Below are 21,692 nucleotides of genomic sequence, written 5' to 3' on the forward strand. Positions count from 1 at the left end.
TATGGAAATTGATAATATTTTTGAATTATTTGAGATAACGAAAGATAAACTAGAAGGTCAACATGGAACAATAACTATCAATTTTGCTAATAGGAGTCACGTCTATTCTGGAAATGATGTAATAGGAAATTGTCTACAAGAATGGCTACCTAATTGGTTTCAATATTTAGGTGTAAATATTGTGCCTGGTGAACATACACAAGCCTTTCCAGATTTTGTAGCCGTTTTTAATAATATTAGCTATGATGTTGAAGTTAAGGCATGGAATTGCAATAATAATCCAGCATTTGATTTAGCCAATTTTCAAAGTTTTCTTGAAACAACATTTGATAGTCCTGGAAAACTTGATGCATACTACTTTATACTTGGATATAAACCCATGGATGATGGTTTCTCAGAAGGTTTTAAAGTTGAAAAGGTGTATTTAAAAAATATATGGGAAATAACTGCTCCAACTAAGAAATATTCAATAGGTCTTCAAGTAAAGAGGAATCAACCCTACGCAATGAGACCAACATCATTCAATAGAAACCCTGATAAAGCTTTTAAATCTAAAGAAGAATTCATAAATGCTGTTAAAAAAGCTTATGATCTATTTCCGAGTACAAGTTTAAAATTCACATCAGATGAATGGCTCAGTCGAGTTCTTTCTTATTAATTAAAAAACTGTCAAAGCTACTAATAAACAACTTTGACAGTTTTTTTAATTTGTTCAGTTTCTAATGCTTCCATATAAGACTCTATTAATTTATTAGATACAGCCTTTATTACGGGAACACAAACTGTATTCCCAAGCAAATCAAGCGCATCAGATGTTTTTATATTATCAAGTGTGTAATTTTCTGGAAACCCAAACAATTTTAAACACTCTTTAACTGTTAGTGATCGTATCCCATTCTTTACTGGAACCCCTAACTTATGGACATCAGTAGCCACCAGAGTAGGTGCTACTTCATTTGGATTTAAAATTTTTGAAAACTCAAATGATAACTTTCCCGTTACAATATTATATCCTTTTTCAAGAGTCTCATCCTTAACTCTTCTATTTCCAACCTTTTTTTTAGGATATTCGTAGACTAAGTATCCTTTTTCTACTAAATCGTCGAGCATATCTTGTAAGTTCTCATGTGGATAAAATGATTTTATCATATTAGCAGTTAAAGGCATTCCATCCATCCAATCGATTCCTATCAGTTCAGCCCATTTTTTATTCCTACGCTGTCTTAATAATTTAGCAAGTAAATCTTTCTGATCTGGGGTAACTGTTCCTTTTAACTCAATATCCCAACTATGAATATTGTTATCTCCACCTCTTTTATCTTTGATCGCTTTACCATACAGTTCTTCCATGTCGTAATGAGATAAAAGTTTGTTCGTAAAATCGGTATCTTTAGCTTCAACTTCTTCATCAATGACATCTTTTAAAACTGAATATTTCTTTTGGAATCCATCAAGCTTCTTAATTTTTCCTGTCTTAATTCCAATAATGTAAATTCTATTCCTTGATTGTGCAAGTCCAAAATCTTTTCCATTTAAAACTTTTGCATCAATATCATATCCTAACTCTTCTAAAGTGTTTTTTATAACTTTAAATGTTTTTCCCTTATCGTGATTTACTAATCCCTCTACATTTTCAAGGACAAATCCTATAGGCTTTTTTTCTAACAATATTTTAGCAACATCAAAAAATAATGTTCCTCTTGCATCCTGAAAACCTAAGCCTAATCCTGCTTGTGAAAAAGCTTGACAAGGGAATCCAGCTAACAAAAAATCAAAATTCGGTAAATTAGAAGGATTTATTTGAGTAATATCACATTTAGGATCTTCTCCAAAATTATCTTTATATGCTTTTATAGCAGGTTCTTTAATATCACTGGAAAAAACACATTTTCCAGTTAATCCTTTCTCCATTAGTGCTTGTTCGAATCCTATTCTTATTCCACCAAGCCCACTAAATAAATCTATGTATGTTATTTGTTCTTTATTATCTTTAATTTCTAACTTTATCGAATCTATTCCTAATTTTATTAATTCCCTAATCCTACTAGAGAAACTCGTACAATTAGGAAGTGGTAGGTCTTCAATAATTTCTTTTTCTTCGGAATTAATATATACAGAAACTGCTTGTTTTTTATCTTCAACATGCTTTCTCCCAGCTCCTTCACGCATTCCACCGTGCATAAGACCACCTCCTTTTAAAACATTATAACACTTGTACATTGTTTTTTCAAGTTATATAAAACCAGATTGTTTTTTATATATTAATTATCCTGTCCACTCTCCCTATAAATATCTATACTGTCTACACACCCCTACTCTTTTTACTATTGATATGTTCCCACAAGGTGTTTTTCTAATTGAAAAATGGCTTTTAAGATTTCTTCTAAAATCCTAAAAGCCATTGATTTCAACAGTTTTATAGCCTATTATCGTAATTTCTTGTCATCAATACTACACTCTCCACATGTGATAGTTAGGTTATATTCTACCTTGTTTTTATTTCATAAAACCGCTAATTATTCTTGTTTTACATCATTATCGTCTACACCAACTAATTTTTTGATTAGGCTAATATATGACTCAACTATAGAAAATGCTAAAAAGTAATTATTATTTTGTTATAAGCTCTCTCATAAGATTTTATCTATATAGTAATGAGTTGTATTTTACCAACTTTATTTCTGGTGTATTCCCATGAGAAAAGTCGAGATACCCTAAAATTGCTATATCATATTCTTTAGTCTCATCTATTTTATCTTCAAATCTTCCACGAAATACTTTTGTTTTATATCCCCATGTCTCATCTCTTCTTTTGGTATAAATCAATAGTTTGAAAAATTCTTCAGATGGCTTGACTTGTCCCTCTTGCTCTGCTTGTTTCACTAGCTCAACCTTTAATTTAACTTTACCATAAAATATAAAAACTTTGCCTTCATATTCTTTATCTAACCACATACTAAGACTCTTTCTTGGGATTGTTCGTTGTATTGAATTGCCCCCGTTAGAACTTTTTATAATAAGTGGATTATCTCTTTGTGCCTGGCTATTTATATTAATGTCTTTTGATGTGTCTCTATTCATCAGCATATTTAATGCTGATTCAAGCTTATCTCGAATTTGATTATCATTCATTGTTTCTACATACTCAATTATTTGTTTTTTACTAGCATAATCATAATTATAAGAACAATTGTCTAAATGATTTGAAGTAGGCTCTTTTGATAAGTATTCACGGTTCTTTGATGTTTTATGTGTAAAAGCTAGTCTGGCTTCTTTACATTCTGGACATCTCATATCTCCTTTATAATAAGATATGTCACCGTTATTTTTTTCATAATGCGCTTGAACTTCATCTAATTTATGAATTTGACCGTCTTTAGCAAAATAAAAATCATCAAATTGTTTTCTTTTCACTATCTCACCTCATTTATTCCTTCACTTTTGTATTTATAGTTGATGCATTATCTCCTATATTTATTTATAGAGCTATATTTTATACTCTTTCTATTATTCTCCTCATCAAGATTACTCCTACTTGATTTCTCTTCTTGAACCTTATTAAATACTTCCTCTGCAATAATTGCTTCATGATTGTCTTTTAGAAGATAATAATTTTCTTTATTTACTGAATCTAATAGTTTTACAGAACCTGTATACTTTTCATTTTTTAACATTGCCTCAATACTTCTTTTGGACCATTTATTTTTCCCAGTCGGAGATTTAATCTTTTCTTTTTCAAGTTCTTTGACAATGCCTATGACACTTTTCCCATCTAAGTACCAATTAAATATTTTCCTGACTACTTTTGCTTGTTGGAAGTTTATAATTAGTTCTCCATTCTCATTATGATCATAGCCATAGCACTTTCGATTATAAAGCTTTGATGTGCCTTGTGCCGCTCTTTGCTTTAGACCCCATTTTATATTTTCACTTCGCTGTTCGTTTTCTGATTGTGCTAAAGATTCCATAATGGATATGATTATATCTGTATCATCTTCTTGGCTATCTAAGTTTTCTTGTTCAAAGATAATTCTTGCACTGGCTTGCTTAATTACTTTTAATGCTTCTAAAGCATCTACTGTATCTCTACCAAATCGACTCACGCTCTTTGTAACGATTATATTAACGTCTTCTTTCTTTATGTCTTCAAGCATTCTTAAGAATTCTTTTCTACTTGATTTAGTTTTTCCTGATGCAATATCAATGTAAATATCTACAAGTTTCCAATTAGAGTAATGTGATGTAAGTCTAGTTAAAGCAGATATTTGTGCCACCAAACTATTTAACTGATCTTTATCTGTCGTGCTGACTCGTGCATAGATTCCTACTCGCTGGATTTGGAATTGTTTTTTAGGTAATATCAGATTTATTTTTTTATTCATATTGAACTCCTTAATTTAACCTAATTATTATTATATCATTTTTATTATATGATAAGTAGCCTGATATTATCTATCCTTTTCACTTCCCCTAAAATATACATAGTGTCTACACACCCTGCAATAATCAACACTTGAAATGTTCCCACAAGGTATTTTTCAAATAGAAAAATGGCTTTTAAGATTTCTTCTAGAGATCTTAAAAGCCAACTGTTTCAAGAGTTTTATTTACTATTATCCTAATTTCTTGACATCAATACTATAATTAGTCATAACATGTATCAAGACCACTCTGACGATAGCAATACATCAGGAAGAAAGCCTTCACACTCGTTGCACGGTGGAAGTTGCAAAAGAAATTATATATTCGGGTGCATATCAAAGCCCGTTCAATTAGAATATACACTACTTCTGCTGCTTCATCTCCATCATTTCATGAACAAACTGTTCCGGTAAGTCAGCATGAATATTGTGGCTTGATTCATAACCTGATTTAAGAGTACTGTTTTTAATTAACGCATGCACTTCTTCTGCATCTTTTTCGTCCATGGCAGATAGCAATATTCCATTATGATCATAATAGCTCGGCGCGGTTTCATTTGAAGGCGCAACATGAAGAATGATTGTCGGACATTCTATTTCGCTCAACATCTTTTTCTGGTCAACTCCATAAAACCAGGAAAAATCGTAAAAAGCCTCTCCGAATCGAAGATCATAGTTCCCTGTTCCGTCCTGCATATTACTCGTTAAGAATATCATTCCATTCAAACCGATTTCAGGAGGATAATACCAAACAATTGGCATTTTGCTACTATTTTCTCTGATTCTCTTGGAAAAAGGATCTTTAACTATAAAGTCCCAATTATCTTTTCCATCTTTATTAAAAAGTGATTTCATGTAAGTATGATCAAGATAATATCTCGTATAATTCTTCTCCGCTTGCTGCGACAGAAAATCATGGATTGTCTTGAACTCAAGATAAGAAAAAGTATTTTCTGCTCTAGCAGGCTCTGTAGAGAAGAAAGGTCCATCTTCAAGGAGAATCCCTTTTACCTGTTCCTTTTCCTTTGCAGCTATTGCCGCTGATATCAAAGCACCTGAGGAATGTCCTGAAAGATATGTTTTCTCACCAATCGCATCACGCATGAAGTCGATCAAATCATCACGAATAGGAATTAGCTGATACTTATCAGGATGTTTAGACGATTTTCCATGTCCGTAGCAGTCTATTGCAAAGATGTGAAAATGATTCGATAGTTTCGGTAAAACCTTCGCATAATCTTCTTTTGATACCATCTGACCGTGAATTAGTAAAAGCGGCTCCCCATTATCAGGTCCTTCTAAGTATGCTATTTCACTGCCATCAGTCGTCTTGTACACTTTTTCTGTAAATCCTAATTGCTTCCCCTTTTTCTTCATAAACCGATCATTTCCATAATCAAAGTGAAGCGTTCGATATGCAAAACCCACTAGAATCACAACTATTACAATCAAAATAACCATAATAATTTTTAATCGTTTCATACGTTTCATAATATCTTTCCTTTAATTGCCTGTAGCATCTCAGCCATTTTATCACCACTTATCAATGCTATTCCCTGATTTTGATCACCCAGCAGGAGAATTGTGTCACCACTTTCTATATGGAACAAATTTCTTGCCTCTTTTGGAATTACAATCTGTCCTTTTGAGCCAACTTTTGCAGTCCAAGCATAAATCCCCTGTTCGTTTTTCTCAGTTTTATTCTCATATTCCAAGTTACTATGATCTTGCTTGCTTTTTTTCATATTGTATCTCCTTGAGGGTTAGTATTCTTTGTTATACATTTCATACTAATTATATCATGAATTATTGCCTTCTCAAGTAAAAATATGTTAATCCCAACTCGACAATGCCGTAGCAATTTCATATGCTTTTTATGTTTAAAGTATTCCTACAAAAAATCACCCCGCCATTTCCTGACGAGGTGCCCTATTTTAATATATTCTTTTCATCCATCTCCTTTTATCGCAAGGCCTGATTTGAATTCCACAACCTATTTCTCATCGTAAACCGTAATCTTTTCACTAAGTCGTCTGACCAGACGTTCAGTGTATTCGGTAATCTACCTGACCTGTTTATCGAGAAATATACAATTGCAAACAGTTTTATTGTCTGAATATCTCCAAAGCCACCTCCGACTACATTTCTGAAGTCTCAATACGTCAAAAAGCAGTTCCATAGTTACATTTCCGGAAGACAAAACTGTTTTTAAAAGATCTAAAAATGAGATTACGATGATGCACTTTTTCTTGGCAATACCATCAAAACCCGTTTATTTCAAGGCTTTTCTATACAGTTTAGTCCCTCACCTTGACATCAATACTATCGTCTCTACATCTGGTAGTTAGGTTATATCTTATTTGTCTCTTATAACACAAAACAGCAACTTATATCTATTTTGTATTATAATTGTCTTCTCTAACAACTATTCTGATCAGGCTATTTTTACATTTTATAGATGTCATCTATTTTATTAATTTACTATAGCCATTCATATATCTTGAAGTTTCATATATTATTAATCTATAATGAGCAGCCTAATAGTATCCACCCTGCTCACTCCACCCTAAATATCCATAGTGTCTACACACCCTGCAATAATCTGCACTTGAACTGTTCCCACAGAGTATTTTCCAAATAGAAAAATGGCTTCTAAGATTTCTATTAAAATTCTAAAAAACCATCGATTCCAACAATCTTATGACTTCTTAACTTATTTCCTTGACATCAATACTAAAGTCTCCACATGCGTTGTCTTTTGCTTGGGAACATAATTTTTTATCCTCGTTATTCTTGTAGGAACACAATTTATTAATGTCATTGTCTTTGGCATTTTTTCTATTATCTTTAAAGTTATTAGAATCTTGACTATCTTTAACCCCTGTTTTGAAATAGAATGTTAAGTCATAAGGATGGACTGTTCCGTCTTTGTCAATTCTACCCACTACGACTTTATCAACTATGCTTTCAAATACTGTTCTGTTAAATTCCTCTATGATTTCTCTATTCTCTAACACCTTTTTAAATTGCTTTAATCTTTCTTTAATAGAGTTTTCATCTTTTATTGTTAGCTCTAGGGTTTTCTTTTCATCAAGTAATTCTTCTTTTTGTTTTGTAAGTTTTTTATACTTTTTAGAATAAACTTCTTCGTCTATACTATCTTCTAAATGAAGATCAACTAACTTTCTTTCTTGACTAATGATTCTGTTTAATTGGTTTTCTAACTTTTTCAAATCTTTGACCAAAGTCTCATCATTTATTTCTTCTTCTACAATTTTTAAAAAGTCATCTATTACTGTTGAATCTACATGGCATAATTGCCTATAGCTTTCAACAAATGCTTTTTCTATTGCTGCTTCTTGTATTCCTTTTGAATGAGGGCAATATTTTTTACCTTTTTTAGTTGACTTTACACATTGCCAGTTAATTTTTTTATAAATTGAACTAGTGTGCCATGTTCTTCTTGAAAGTATTTCTCCACAAAATCCACATTCAAGCATACTTGAAAAAGCATATTGCCTTGATAGTTTCTCTCTTTTTCTATCCTTATTAGCAATGGTGTTTCTATTTTGTGCTCTCCTGAGTCTAATCTCTTGTGCCTTTTCAAAATCTTCTCTTGGTATAATTGGCTCGTGATGATTTTCAATGTGGTATTTATCAGATTCACCAAAGTTTGCTAGTCTTCTTTTTGTTATGGGATCAACTGTGAAGGTCTTTCCCATTAGTATATCTCCAATATACTTTTCATTTTTAATTATTCCTAACACTGTAGTATCAGACCATTTTGTTTTACCTCTCGGGGTGAGATATCCTTGCTCTTCTAGTTCCCTGCCAATGACTGAGCCACCATTGCCCTCTAAATATCTTTTAAAGATGTATCTGACAATTTTGGCTTCTTCTTCATTTAAAGAGATACTTTTTGTTGTAGGGTCATAATCATATCCAAGACAACCTTGAAAACCAATAAGTTCCCCTTTTTCCATTTTCATTTTCAGTCCTTTTTTTACATGGGCTGAGGTATTTTCTACTTCTTGTTGAGCTACTGAACTTAATATTGTTAATAGTAACTCTCCATCCATTGTCAAAGTATCTATATTTTCTTCTTCAAATACTACACCAACATTGTTTTCCTTTAATAGTCTTACATACTTTAAAGTATCTAATGTATTTCTAGCAAATCTTGATATAGATTTAGTAATTATCATGTCTATATCTCCATTTTGGCAATCACTTATTAGTCTCATGAAATCTGCTCTTTTAGTAGCAGTTGTTCCTGTTGTCGCTTCATCTGCATATATACCAGCCAAAGTCCAGTTCTTATTATTTTTTATTAGATTTGTGTAATAATCAACTTGCGATTTATATGATTCAAGTTGGTCTTTGCTATCTGTACTTACTCTACAATACGCTGCAACACGTTTTAAATCTAAATGTAGTGCATTTCTATTTCTTGCTCCAGTATTTGAAGCTTTTATTAATTTTACTTTAGTATTCATTTTACCTCCTTCCCATTTTGTATCTTTCTACAGTGTTATTATATCACAAGATTAACTACTTTATATCCATCTTTTTATAATCATTTTCTAACCTATTCTTAATTTTTGTATATTCCTTATCATTAATTAATTTAAGCTCATAAAGTCTACGTAACATAGCAACTCTCATACTATAAATCTTTATTGCTTGCATTTTTACCTCCTATGTAAGTTAATTTTTTACCTTGATAAGTTGTTTAAATTTAAAATATACTAATCTCACCTAAGAAATTTATAAATATTCGCAACTCAAAGTATTTAGATTTTTATAGAAAGATGACAAAATACCCCTCACTTTATATAGTGAAATTTGCCCTCTTTGGTAACCAGAATTTTTATTTTTTTATAGTATTTTTGAGTTTTAATGATTAATTGAATATAAAAAATGAGGACTTATGCTATTAGGCATAAATCCTCAAAAATAAAAAATATTATAAAGTTTATATTATGAAGTATTCTAAAAAATACTATTCATAACTTCTCGTTTTTCTTGCGTTTTTATCATATGTCCCTCTTGCAATTTACTAATGTATGCATTTTCACAAATACGTGAAATCAATCACTTTATCACAAACTGACTCTAAAAACTCAACATCATGGGATATTATTAAAATCAGCTTGTCTTTTTCCTTAACTTTCTTTATGTTTTTAGCTACTATTTTCATATTTCTATAGTCCAATCCACTGGTTGGCTCATCGAAAAATAGGATTTTCTTGTCGGATAGTAAAGCGGATAAAATAATCACTCTCTGTTTTTGTCCTCCTGACAAGGTGTGAGGATTTCTATCACCAATGTTTTTTAACTCCATGTCTTTTAACCAAGTATCTAAAGCATTATCATCTTTAATATTTGATGTTAATACTATTTCATCTTTGACAGTGTCCGTGAATAACTGATAGTTCACTTCCTGCATAATAAGCAGGCTCTCATTTAGCCTACTTTTTATATTTAAATTCTCACCATCTCTTAAAATTTTCCCTTTATTTTCTTTGTATAAGCCACATATGATTTTTGCTAATGTAGACTTCCCAATTCCATTTTCTCCAACAATCCCAATAATATTGCCATAGCTAAATTTAAGATCCTTAATGGACAAAATTGTTCTGGTACTTCTTTTGAACATCAGATTTTTTAACTCTAATAAAGTCCCTTTATTTGAAGTTTCAAAATCATCAAATCTTTCAATGGCTTTATAATCAGAATTCCTAAGTCCCGTTCTCATTCGTTCATCTTCACTTAGATTTTCAATTTCGTCCATACTATATTCTCTGATGATTTTCCCATCCTCTAAGTATATTGCTCTATCAACAATGTCTTTTAAATACCACAACCTGTGTTCTGCAATAATAATAGTTTTTCCTAAAGATTTAAGCTTTTTTATTGTAAGAGATAATTCTTTCATTGACTTTATGTCTAAGCTTGAAGATGGTTCATCAAGAATAAATATCTCAGGGTTTAATGCGTAAATGCTTGCTATAGCAATCTTCTGCTTTTCTCCTCCAGAAAGATTGAATATATTTTTATTCATCAAGTTTTCAAGATGAAGCTCTTTTTCAACTTCGTCAATCCTTTTGTTAATTACTTCTCTTTCTATTCCGTAATTTTCTAAACCAAAAGCAATTTCATCGGTTGTATTGGTTGTATAAAACTGTGTTTTAGGATTTTGAAAAACCGAGCCTACATTCTTAGATAATTTATAAATTGGTGTAGTAAATGTATTCATACCATTGACCATAACACTGCCAGAAATGTCCCCATCATAAAACTCAGGTATTATACCGTTCATAAGCTTTAATAGAGTCGACTTTCCGCAACCGCTCCTGCCACATAGAAGAATGCATTCACCTTTTTTGATTTTCAAGTTTATATCATTTAATGAGTAATCAGATCCTCCCTTGTACTTAAAACTTAATTCTCTAATTTCAATCATAAATTCCACCCTGACACTTTCATAAATATTACTATTGATAAAATTAAAATCATAAGAATTAGAACGTCTATGTCATTTCTTCTAAACTTAATTAGGTGTCTACTTGTTTTGTTAACAGGAGCATCAAGTCCCCTTATAATGGCTGATTGAGAGAGCTCATCCCCAATTTCTATCACACTTACGAATAAGGGTACAAAAAAGTACTCCATAATTAATGTTGGTCTTCTTGTTAAATTGATTAAGTTAAAATTAATACCTCGAGTTTTCATCGCCATATTTATATGACTCCATTCGTCTTTAATCGTAGGCAAACATCTAAATATTACAGAAATCATTATGAGCGAGTCTTTTGGAAGATTTAATTTTTGTAAAGTTGCTACTGCACTGGAAACAGATGTGGAATTTAAAATCCATTTACCCACGATAATACATGGCAGAAATTTTCTTCCAATTGCTAAGATAAATAAAATTAAATTCAAAAGAAAATTCATATTAAAATAGGCTAAAGATTTTTCCAATACTACACTTATTACAAAAAATAAAATATACCTTATAGCGGATTTTTTATAACCATCGCAAATAATAATGACAAGAAAAAATAATGTAATAAGACTTTGATAGATCCAATCAAACCCTAAAAAAATTAAAATATTTGCACCTATAAGCAAGATAAGTTTTGTTCTGAGGTCATATTTTGACCCCAGAACAAACTTTGAATTTTCCATTATAAAACTCCTGCTGATTCCAACTTTTTATTTAGTATTTTCTTTGTAAAATATGAACCAATCAAAGAGAATATAAATGTTCCTATAATCATAACTGGTAACATCCATATTGGTGTCCATGCCCTTACTGTGTTACAAAAGCTTTGATCTAAGCCACCTTTTATTACACTTTCAAAAAATGCTTCTCTCATAAGCCAAATTGGTAAAAATCCTCCAAATAAGTTTAGAGAAAAAAACATATGACTAATTGTATTTTTCTTAAAATCTGTATAATTCCCACCTTTTGCTATGAACATAGCAATTATTCCGGCAGGCACTGCCACTAATGGTGCAATTGGAATATGTCCAGTTGCAACTAATAAAATACTTGGTAAGATAGCTGCGATTACAATAGCAGTGGCTGACTTTGTCTTTGCAAGAAGCATATGATAGGTTGGTGCAGCAAGTAGTGCTACAAGCATAGGCATTAGTAAAAATAAAACAGGGACAGGCATTGATATTGCCCCAATTACTAAATATGTTACAAAGTAAAGTGCAATTAAAACACCGGCTGTAACTGCGTTTTTTGATGATTTCTTTTGTGTTTTCATAAGTTTCCTCCTTTAAAATTGATTGTTACTGTACAATCTTCCATTCTTTAGACTTTTCTTGATAATTCCATAAGTCTTTATATAGTCCTTCATTTTTAATAAGTTCTTCATGCTTCCCAACTTCTTCTACCTTTCCTTTGTCTAAAACAACAATTTTATCAGCTCCCATTACGCTCCTTAATTTATGAGCTACAACCACAACTGTTTTATTTTTAATTAAATTTGATATTGCTTCTTGTATAATAAGTTCATTTTCAGGATCAAGTGAAGATGTTGCTTCATCAAGTAGTATTATTGGTGCATTTTTTAATATTGCTCTCGCTATTGATATTCTTTGTTTCTCACCTCCAGACAGAGTCGCACCTCCTTGTCCAATCATAGTGTCAAATCCATCATCTTTATTGACTATAAAGTCATAAGCTCCTGCCATTTTTGCAGCATTCATTATTTCATCTTTACTTGCATCTTCATTTCCAAATTTTATGTTGTTATAAATTGTGTCTTTAAAAAGATACACATCTTGAAAAACAACAGAAAATTTATCCATTAATTTATCAGGGTCGGCTGTTAGCAAATCTACTCCACCAATTTTAATTGTCCCTTCATTAGGATCATAAAATCTGGAAATTAATTTAATTAGTGTAGATTTTCCAGAGCCAGAGTAACCAACAAAAGCAGTTAATTCATTTTCATTAATGTCTAATGAAACATTATCGATAACCTTAGATTCCTTGTAAGAAAATGAAACATCGCAGATTTCAATTTTGTTGCTTTCGTTTACATCGGAATTTCCTGACATAGGTTTAGCGTTAAGTAAGTTAATGATTCTCTCTCCTGAAACTGATGCCATTTGTAGACCTGTATAATTTACAAGTGCAAGCTCCAAGGGATCAAAAATCCTTGTGCCTACAAATAAGAACATTAAAAATGTATCAATTTCCAAAGATCCATTTATAAATAAATAGGAACCAACTAAACTCATCAAAGGAAGTCCTATTCTTAAAATCATACTTGCTATAGTAGTTAATGAACCAACCCCTTTCTCACTCTTAATATTTGCATTTCTTGAGTTATCTATATCTTCTTCAAGTTTTGTTAATGTATCATCTAAGCTGTTATAAGCTTTTAGAGTCTTAATGGCATCCAAATATTCATTTATATCTTCTTCCTCTTTTATCCTCATTTTCTTTGTTTTTAAATAAATTTTTTTCTGAAAGTTTTGCATGAGTGTAAGAAGTAGAACAGAAATAGGTAGTCCTATAAGTGTTGCTATTCCCATTTTTACATTAATTATCAAAAATAATATTGAGCAAAGAACCGCTACACATATGCCACTGAAAAATTGAGGTAATTGATGCGTTACTGCCGTTTCAACTTTGAAAAAATCATTCATTAATGTATCTAAGATCTCTGCTGATCTTTTTCCTGAAATATAACCTATCGGCAGTTTTCTTATGTGGTCTGCAAGCTCTATTCTTCCATCTGCACTTGTCTTGTATCCAAGTTCATAGGTATATTTTGTGGCTAAATTTTCCAATAAGAATGTTATTAAGAAAAATACTGCCATTATCCCAAAATACTTCCATAAAAGGCTCGTATCTATACTATCTGCACCTCTATTTAAAAATAGTGTTTCTACAATTTTCGCCAAAGCAATAAATGGTATAAGATTGGAAATAGATGCCAAAACATTTAAAATAATTGATTTTCTTATATTATTCATCTTTCCTAATGTAATATTTCTTATCATTCATTCTCACTCCCTTCTATATCCATTTGCCAAATATTTGTCTTCTTATAAATATCAAAGAGTCGCTTATATATTCCATCTGCAAGGATTAAATCTTCATGCTTACCTCTTTCTGCAATTTTTCCATCAGATATTACTAAAATTTGATTTGCATTCTCTATGGTATTTAACCTATGAGCAATCATGATAACTGTCTTATCTTTAACCAATTCAGACAAAGCTTCCTGCATAAGATATTCATTTTCAGAATCAGCAAAACTTGTTGCCTCGTCTAATACTAATATTGGTGCGTCCTTTAAAATCGCTCTTGCTACAGCGATACGTTGTTTCTCTCCTCCAGATAAATAAGTCCCTTTACCCAAAACAGTGTCATACCCATCAGGAAGTTTTACAATAAAATCATGACATCTTGCTTTTTTACATGCTTTTATGACATCCTCTTTTGTAGAACCTGGCTTTGCCATAGCAACATTATTGAAGACTGTATCTGTGATAAGATCACTGTCTTGAAAAACAAATGCTATCCTCTCCATTAAGGCGTTCATCGGAATATTTTTTATATTAACTCCACCTATTTTAATAGAGCCTTCTGAAGGATCGTAAAATCTGGGTATTAGCGTTCCAATGGTAGATTTGCCTGCTCCCGAATAGCCAACTAATGCTGTAACTTCTCCTTGTTTAGCACAGAAGCTTATATTCTTTAAAACCTCTTCATCTCCATAAGAAAAGCTTACATTCTCGAATTCAAGATCATGACCTTTTATCTCTTCCTCGATATTTTCAATTGCCAATTCTTTTTGATCTATAATTTCGTAGATTCTCAAAACAACTTCATTTAGTAAATTCATTCCTTCTGCAAAATCTCTAAGTTTTAATGCAGGTACGCTAATGGCAGGTGCAAGAATCAAATAGAAAATAAAAACTGTAGCAAAATCCAAGTTATTATTTCGTGACATTAAAAGTATTCCTACTGGAACTATGAATGTAGCAACAGATAAAATAAACATTCTAAATGAAACAAATCCCGGTCTTATCATTGATGTCATCGAACTTGTAAAGTCTCTATATTCTCCTACTGACTTTGAAAAAGTTTTAAATGATTTTGCTCCTGTTCCAAATATTTTCACTTCCGGCATACCTTTAACGTATTCAGTGGTTGCTGAATTAATTTGATCCAAAATCGCAAAGTTCTTCTCAAGTCCACCCGACTTTATAATCTTTGCCATGATTGCAATCTGAATTCCTAAACCAACAAATATAATTAACAAAGTCGTAAGACCTAATATTAAATTTATCTTCAACATAACAATTATCATTGCTAAAATTAGTGCTAAAGTTGAAATTAAATTTGGTAATTGATGAGAAAAATAACCCTCAATTTGATTCATGTCCGATCCTAATACTTGCCTTATTTTTGACTTGTTGTCTCCGGTAAAAAAACCTAAAGGAAGATTCCCAATATGAAATAATATCTTCTTTTTTAAGTTAGCTATTAAAACATATGAAAACTTATGGCATAAAATACCGCCAATGTAAGTTAAGCAATATGACAATACCACTGCTGCAAGTCCATAGGTGCAGAACTGTATTGTACTTTGTTCTAATTTTCCATATAAAAATAGAGATTTTATGACTTTGTATATCACCAAAATTGGACAAATACTTAATAGCATTCCAAGACTAACAAATAATATTCCTACTACAAGTTGTCCTTTTTTTATTTCACTGTAGGAAATAATATCTTTGATTGATTTCTTCTTTTTCATCTAAAACATGCCTCCTTACCGAACGAGTTCGTTCATTTGCCTTAAAACTAATACAAGGAAAACACCATTGATGTTTCCCTTGTAAAATACTTATATTTTATTTTTCTCTACTGAGGTCTTTGAAATAGTTCGCTTATTATTCCAAAGGCTTCACTTGAATTTGTTTTGTTTTCTCCCTTAATAATATAGTCATTATATATTGTTCCAACAGCTCCGTATAAAATAAAAGCTGCAAAACTTCTCACATTTTCTCTGTTTATTCCCATATTATTTTCTATTTTTTTATTTTCAATTCCTTCAATTATAAACTCTGAATAGACATCTATAAATTTTCCAATGTAATGAATCAATTCCCATAGCCTGTAAGAGTTATCTGTAATTGAATTCTCTTTTGAAAAATTATATCTAGTCGTAAACTGACCGATATCTTTTACTATAAGTTCTCTTAGAATTTTTATTCTTTCTTCGTAATCTATTTCCTTGTTTTGAAGGATACCTAACTTATTTTTTAATTTTTCATCAAAGTAAGTTTCCATACACGCCAAGAAAATATCTTCTTTTGATTTGAAATAATAATAAAACATTCCCGGTGCTCCATTAACTTCCGCGAGAATATCTCGCACAGAAACTTTCTCATATCCATACTTTTCAAAAAGTCTTGATGCTATATTTATAAGCTCCTGTTTTCTTTCTTCTGGATCCTTTACATTTCTCTTTGCCAAAACCTCACCACCTATTGACCGACACTCGTTCTTTAATAAAGATTATCATTTTCTTATACTTTTGTCAATAGTGCCCTGAAATTATATTCTGAGTATGGTATAATTTTATTTACTATAAATAAGCACGCTTAACGCTTATAGTCTTAATTACACAATAACAGGGTCTGTAAATAATTTTGTGTATCAACCTAAATCCTGTTTAAAGGGTAATGGTTGATACATTTTTTATGCTTCAATCATCATTGGTGTAGCTACAACTTTTTCTACATCAACATTTTTATCTTCTAGATTATCTTCAAAATTCCCATATTGATTTAGGAACGAAAAAAAGAGCAAGTGGTTTTTCTTGTCCACCTGCTCTAAATATTTTTCATGTTCAGAGACTTTAAATATTTCTTCCTATCAATTATTTAATTTCCATGATTCCGCCTTAGTTTTTGCATTTATAAGGTCAGAATAAAGTCCATTATTTTTAATCAGTTCTTCATGATTACCACGTTCTACTATTTCTCCATCTTTTAAGACTAAAATCTGGTCAGCATTTCTAATTGTCTTTAGTCTATGAGCAATCATTATTACTGTCTTATTTTTTGTTAATGATTCTATTGCTTCTTTAAGCTTATCTTCATTTTCCGGGTCTATATTTGCTGTTGCTTCATCAAAGATTATGATGTCCGCGTCTTTTAGCATGGCTCTGGCTATGGAGATTCTTTGTTTTTCTCCACCAGATAGACTTGCTCCACCTTCCCCAATGATAGTGTTATATCCATCTGGTAAAGCTTCTATAAATTCATGACACCTTGCTTTTTTAGCAGCTTGAACTACTTCTTCATGGCTCGCATTTTGTTTTCCAAATTTTATATTGTTTTCAATTGTATCCTCAAATAGGTATACATCTTGAAATACCATGGAAATTGAATTCATAAGGTTTTCTATCTTATAGTCCTTAATATTCTTTCCACCTATTAAAATTTCACCAGAATTTACATCCCAAAATCTTGCTATTAGATTACAAAATGTTGTTTTACCAGATCCAGATGGTCCGACAATGGCAGTCATAGTATTTTCTTTTATCTCTGCTGATACATTTTTTAAAATTTGTCTATCATCATAGGAAAATGATACATTTTTAAAGACTATGTTGTGATTTTTTATTGGTTCTATAATACTTCCTTCTTTCATATCAGGCATTGAGTCTATAAAACCAACTGAATCTATGGCATTTTCGCAAGCTCTTAGGATTGCCATGTTTGATCCTGCCCCGATTAAGCCTTCAAAGATAATAAAGGATGCCATAATCATAAGAATTGTTTCAGCAAGTGGAAGTTCACCAGATAAATTTAATTTTAATGATACATAGACCATAGCTACAGTTGTTATTCCCATTACAATTCTTTGGATAACTGTGTAAGGTGCTACAGATATTTCTAAATCTAAAAGTATATTTGATGTATCTTTTATAGACTTTCTTAAAGCTCTGTTATTTTCTCCACCAAGATTATAGGACTTTCTAATCTGTATTCCTTGTAAAGTTGCTAATACTTCTTTTGTAAGTCTTGTTTGTGTTTCTGTCATTTTGTCTGCATTAGCTGATGATTTTTTCTCCATCATTGATGTAACTATAAAGAATACTATTACACCCACTACTGCAACAAGTCCTACCTTTACATTAAAAATTAAAGTTCCAAGGACAAAGACTAAAGTATTTAAAACTCCACCAAGTACAAGAACCAAAAGCATAGGCACCCACATTTCTGCTTGGGAAAGTGAAGATGTAGCAATAGTAGTTAATCTTCCTAGTGAAAAGCTTGAAAAGAAACCCATAGGAACTCTTTTTATCTTTTCTCCTATTTCTATTCTCTTGTGAGCTGCCATAAAATATCCAGCGTGTGTTTGTGCCATTTGTGATGATTTTTGTGTCATTATCTTTCCAACAAGGGATATAACTAATATTCCAAGACAAACAAAGATAGCCTTATAGTCTAAAGTTTTAGAAAATATATTTACTAGCATATAGTAAATCGCACCAAACTCAAGGGCATTAAATACTGCGTGCAAAAATCCAGCGAGAATAGATTTCTTAATATATACCTGTTCTTCTTTTGAAAAATTCCATATCTTTTTAAACACATTAAGCATTTTCATCACCCCTTAAATTTGCAGCATACATTTCCTTATAAAGTTCTGATGACTTTAATAGTTCTTCATGAGTACCATAAGAATTTAATTTGCCATCTTTAATAACAAATATCCTATCTGCATCAACAATTGTCTTTAACCTATGAGCGATTATGATTAAAGTTTTACCCTTAACTAGATTTGCCAAGGCGTTTTGTATGAGAGCTTCATTTTCAGGATCTATATAAGAAGTTGCTTCATCTAAAATTACGATTGGTGCATTCTTTAGCATGGCACGAGCAATAGATATTCTTTGTCTTTCTCCTCCAGACAGATAACCTCCACCTTCACCAACTCTTGTATCATAACCATTAGATAGATTCATAATAAAATCATGGCAGGCAGATTTTTTACATACATCTATAATTTCTTCGTCAGAGGCATTCTTATTTCCAAGCCTAATATTTTCCTTTATAGTCATATCAAAGAGGAAATTGTCTTGGGATACAAAAGAAATAAGTGAAGACAAGTTTTCGAGCGACACATCTTTTGTTTCTACTCCGCCAATTTTAACAGATCCCTTATCTACATTCCAAAATCCAGCAATAAGTTTTGCTATTGTGGACTTGCCTGACCCAGAAGGACCAACGAATGCTGAAACAGACTTTTCTTTTATTTCCATTGAAAGATTATCAATGATTTTCTTTTCTCCATTGTAAGAAAAGTCTACATCTTGAAGTTCTATATTATAGGATTCTATTTTCTCTCCCTTGTCAATATTTTCTAACTCTCTTGAATCTAAAATCTTTCCTATTTCAGAAGTTATAGTCGATATTCTTGACATATCATCCATATAGTTCATTATTTTTAAAATACTAGAAACTGTAGCAAATGATAAGACGATTAAGGTAATTAAATTTCCTAAATCAAGGCTTCCATTGATGTAAAATAAAATTCCAAAGGGTATGATTGTAAGTATCCCCATAGGAGAAAGTAACCTACCTATGGCAACCTTATTCATAGACTCGTCCATCCAAGAATAATAAAATTTTGCATTGTCATAGACGGAATCAGTATATTTTTTATAAGATGATTCACTTTGATTAAAGGTCTTTATTACCTCAATCCCATTTATATACTCAACAATAGAATTATTCATGTGTTGACCAATGGCAACTGACTTTCCAAACATTTCCTTATAATGAGCATTCATAACAGACATCATAATAGACATGCCAAGGACAAAAGGAACAAGAGAAAGTAGAGTCAATCTCCAATCCAAAGTAAACATATAGATAAATAATAGGATAGGCCCAACTAAATTTGCCGTAAATTCTGGCACTAGATGGGCAAGGGACGTTTCCATAGAATCCACCTGCTCAACTATAATATTTTTAAGTTCTCCAGATGATCTTGATAACACATCTCCCAGTGGCATTTTAAATAATTTTTTAGAAATATCATTTCTGATTTCTCCTAGTGCATTAAAAGTCGCCGTATGAGAAATACTTGTAGAAATTCCTGCTGCCACTTCTTTTATAACAAATGTTATTAAAATACTTATACAAAGTGGAGTATATAAACTCATATCACTTATGCCATTAATCAAATTTACAATGATTTTTGCCATGTATATATAGGAAAAAAAACCTGCCACCACTCCCACTATCGCAAGTAGGACGGATGCAAAATATGATCCTTTTCTTTTATTTACATATTCTTTTACTAAATTCACTTCAAAACCTCCTTTTGGTAGTATTTTTTAACTATCTACTTTATTTTTTTGCTTGAGATGACATTCTATTAAGTTCTCCAATCATCATTCCTATTCCAGTTAAAATCATAATTAAATCTACAAGAGGTTCAGCAAACCATACTGCCTTAACCCCAAATATCATCGGTAGAATAATCATGGCAGGGAGGAATAAAAATAATTGTCTTAGCATGACGATTATGCCTGCCTTTTTAGCATTTCCTATTGCTTGGAAGAATGTTATAGTCATTACCATTACTCCATATAGGATAAAGATAGAATAAAATAGTCTAAAGTTTCCTATTCCTTGAGTTATAATACTTTCTTCTACTCCAAATAAAGACAGAATATTCTTTGAAAATGCTAATGCTGGTATCCAAAATATTGATGCAAGAACTAATCCTCCGATAGAAAATACTTTCATAGCTTCTTTTACTCTGTCGTATTTTTTCGCTCCAAAATTTGTACCAACTACAGGTTGTAAACCTTGACTCATTCCCCAAAGTGGAATGAATGAAAAGGCATATATTCTAAGTGTTGCTGCCATCAAGATAGCATTTGTATCTCCGCCATATTTAAATGACATTTTATATAGCATTGTTTGTTGAATCATAAATAAAATTTGCATCATCATAGCAGATGACCCTACGCCAAACATTTCTTTTTTTATTTCCTGATCAGGTTTGATTTTATTTATTTTTACTGCTTTACTTTTGTATTTGAAGTAATGGAGTGTTATTATCGCTTGAACAAATTGTGCTGTAATAGTTGCAAGTGCAGCCCCTTCTATTGCGTATTTTCCCATTAATTTCATTAGAATTGGATCAAGAATTATGTTTAAAAAAGCCCCTAGACCCATAATAAGCATTGCTTTTTTCATTAATCCTTCTCCACGCATAACCATGTTTGCTGATTGAGTAAAGTTTACAAATAATGAGCCGATGAAAATCACTCTTAAATATCTAATCCCATAGTTTTTTATCTCTCCACTTGCTCCAACCATATCTAAAAAATGTGGTGCAAGTAGAATCCCACCTACTGTGATAATAGCTGAGAATAGAATAACCCAAAAGATTAAATTCCCCATAATTTTGTCCACAGTTTTTTGGTCGCCTTTACCTATGGCTCTCGATAAAACTGATGCTGAACCTACACCTATGAGTGTAGATACTCCACTATTAAAAAAGGTAAGTGGCATAGCTACACCACAAGCTGTCATTGCAGTTTGTCCTATAATATTTCCTGCAAAAATTCCATCCATTAGTGGATAAAGACCTATTACTATCATTCCTATTACAGCAGGGATAGATAATTGAAAAAGTAAATCTATAGGTCTTTTTGTTAATAATTGTTCTTTCATATCTTGTTGCATAAAATCAAC

Annotated in this window: 17 protein-coding genes and 1 pseudogene; 1 reads left to right on the forward strand and 17 read right to left on the reverse strand. The window is 31.4% G+C overall.

Annotated elements, in window-relative coordinates:
• The first annotated feature begins 1 nt into the window (after position 1).
• Positions 2 to 658, forward strand: a complete 657-nt coding sequence (locus BQ5450_RS02245) for an NgoBV family restriction endonuclease (RefSeq protein WP_071125845.1) — start codon at positions 2 to 4, stop codon at positions 656 to 658.
• Positions 659 to 678: 20 nt separating this feature from the next.
• Here the strand turns inward: BQ5450_RS02245 and dcm are convergent, their stop codons facing one another.
• The 17 genes and pseudogenes from dcm to BQ5450_RS02320 all read right to left on the reverse strand — a co-directional run bounded on the left by dcm (position 679) and on the right by BQ5450_RS02320 (position 21,683).
• On the reverse strand, positions 679 to 2,181 hold the full coding sequence (gene dcm / locus BQ5450_RS02250; protein ID WP_083379691.1) for a DNA (cytosine-5-)-methyltransferase: 1,503 nt from the start codon (positions 2,179 to 2,181) through the stop codon (positions 679 to 681).
• Between the two features lie 459 nt (positions 2,182 to 2,640).
• Entirely contained in the window at positions 2,641 to 3,414 is a 774-nt protein-coding gene (locus BQ5450_RS02255; RefSeq protein ID WP_071125846.1) for a hypothetical protein, read from the reverse strand.
• A gap of 47 nt (positions 3,415 to 3,461) precedes the next feature.
• Positions 3,462 to 4,382, reverse strand: coding sequence for a recombinase family protein (locus BQ5450_RS02260; RefSeq protein WP_071125847.1), 921 nt, complete (start codon positions 4,380 to 4,382; stop codon positions 3,462 to 3,464).
• 402 nt (positions 4,383 to 4,784) lie between these two features.
• Positions 4,785 to 5,912: an alpha/beta fold hydrolase gene (locus tag BQ5450_RS02265; protein ID WP_071125848.1), complete on the reverse strand. Its 1,128-nt coding sequence runs from the start codon at positions 5,910 to 5,912 to the stop codon at positions 4,785 to 4,787.
• Positions 5,909 to 6,166: an AbrB/MazE/SpoVT family DNA-binding domain-containing protein gene (locus tag BQ5450_RS02270; protein ID WP_071125849.1), complete on the reverse strand. Its 258-nt coding sequence runs from the start codon at positions 6,164 to 6,166 to the stop codon at positions 5,909 to 5,911. Before BQ5450_RS02270 ends, BQ5450_RS02265 begins: the two co-directional genes overlap by 4 nt.
• A 963-nt stretch (positions 6,167 to 7,129) precedes the next feature.
• Positions 7,130 to 8,917: a recombinase family protein gene (locus tag BQ5450_RS02275; RefSeq protein WP_071125850.1), complete on the reverse strand. Its 1,788-nt coding sequence runs from the start codon at positions 8,915 to 8,917 to the stop codon at positions 7,130 to 7,132.
• 55 nt (positions 8,918 to 8,972) lie between these two features.
• Positions 8,973 to 9,110, reverse strand: coding sequence for a hypothetical protein (locus tag BQ5450_RS09120; protein ID WP_199820658.1), 138 nt, complete (start codon positions 9,108 to 9,110; stop codon positions 8,973 to 8,975).
• Between the two features lie 385 nt (positions 9,111 to 9,495).
• A complete protein-coding gene (locus BQ5450_RS02280; RefSeq protein WP_071125851.1) occupies positions 9,496 to 10,887 on the reverse strand; it encodes an ABC transporter ATP-binding protein in 1,392 nt (463 codons plus the stop codon).
• Positions 10,884 to 11,612: an energy-coupling factor transporter transmembrane component T gene (locus tag BQ5450_RS02285; RefSeq protein WP_071125852.1), complete on the reverse strand. Its 729-nt coding sequence runs from the start codon at positions 11,610 to 11,612 to the stop codon at positions 10,884 to 10,886. The genes BQ5450_RS02280 and BQ5450_RS02285 overlap by 4 nt, the downstream gene beginning before the upstream one ends.
• Entirely contained in the window at positions 11,612 to 12,202 is a 591-nt protein-coding gene (locus tag BQ5450_RS02290) for an MptD family putative ECF transporter S component (protein WP_071125853.1), read from the reverse strand. The genes BQ5450_RS02285 and BQ5450_RS02290 overlap by 1 nt, the downstream gene beginning before the upstream one ends.
• 25 nt (positions 12,203 to 12,227) lie before the next feature.
• Positions 12,228 to 13,952 carry an ABC transporter ATP-binding protein gene (locus BQ5450_RS02295; protein ID WP_071125854.1) on the reverse strand — a complete coding sequence of 575 codons (1,725 nt, stop codon included), beginning with the start codon at positions 13,950 to 13,952 and terminating at the stop codon, positions 12,228 to 12,230.
• The gene (locus tag BQ5450_RS02300; RefSeq protein WP_071125855.1) at positions 13,949 to 15,718 is read right to left on the reverse strand and encodes an ABC transporter ATP-binding protein; all 1,770 of its coding nucleotides are present in this window, start codon (positions 15,716 to 15,718) and stop codon (positions 13,949 to 13,951) included. Before BQ5450_RS02300 ends, BQ5450_RS02295 begins: the two co-directional genes overlap by 4 nt.
• Before the next feature lie 107 nt (positions 15,719 to 15,825).
• Positions 15,826 to 16,440, reverse strand: coding sequence for a TetR/AcrR family transcriptional regulator (locus tag BQ5450_RS02305; RefSeq protein WP_071125856.1), 615 nt, complete (start codon positions 16,438 to 16,440; stop codon positions 15,826 to 15,828).
• A 228-nt stretch (positions 16,441 to 16,668) separates the two neighbouring features.
• A pseudogene (locus tag BQ5450_RS09285) lies at positions 16,669 to 16,833 on the reverse strand (sigma-70 family RNA polymerase sigma factor); the annotation flags it as partial.
• A gap of 9 nt (positions 16,834 to 16,842) precedes the next feature.
• Positions 16,843 to 18,579 (reverse strand): ABC transporter ATP-binding protein, encoded by a 1,737-nt coding sequence (locus tag BQ5450_RS02310; RefSeq protein ID WP_071125857.1) that lies wholly within the window; start codon positions 18,577 to 18,579, stop codon positions 16,843 to 16,845.
• The gene (locus tag BQ5450_RS02315; protein WP_071125858.1) at positions 18,572 to 20,293 is read right to left on the reverse strand and encodes an ABC transporter ATP-binding protein; all 1,722 of its coding nucleotides are present in this window, start codon (positions 20,291 to 20,293) and stop codon (positions 18,572 to 18,574) included. The genes BQ5450_RS02310 and BQ5450_RS02315 overlap by 8 nt, the downstream gene beginning before the upstream one ends.
• Positions 20,294 to 20,333: 40 nt before the next feature.
• Positions 20,334 to 21,683 (reverse strand): MATE family efflux transporter, encoded by a 1,350-nt coding sequence (locus BQ5450_RS02320; protein WP_071125859.1) that lies wholly within the window; start codon positions 21,681 to 21,683, stop codon positions 20,334 to 20,336.
• Positions 21,684 to 21,692 lie beyond the last annotated feature (9 nt).

This window comes from Peptoniphilus lacydonensis, assembly GCF_900106515.1.
In the GTDB taxonomy this organism is placed as follows: Bacteria; Bacillota; Clostridia; order Tissierellales; family Peptoniphilaceae; genus Peptoniphilus_A; species Peptoniphilus_A lacydonensis.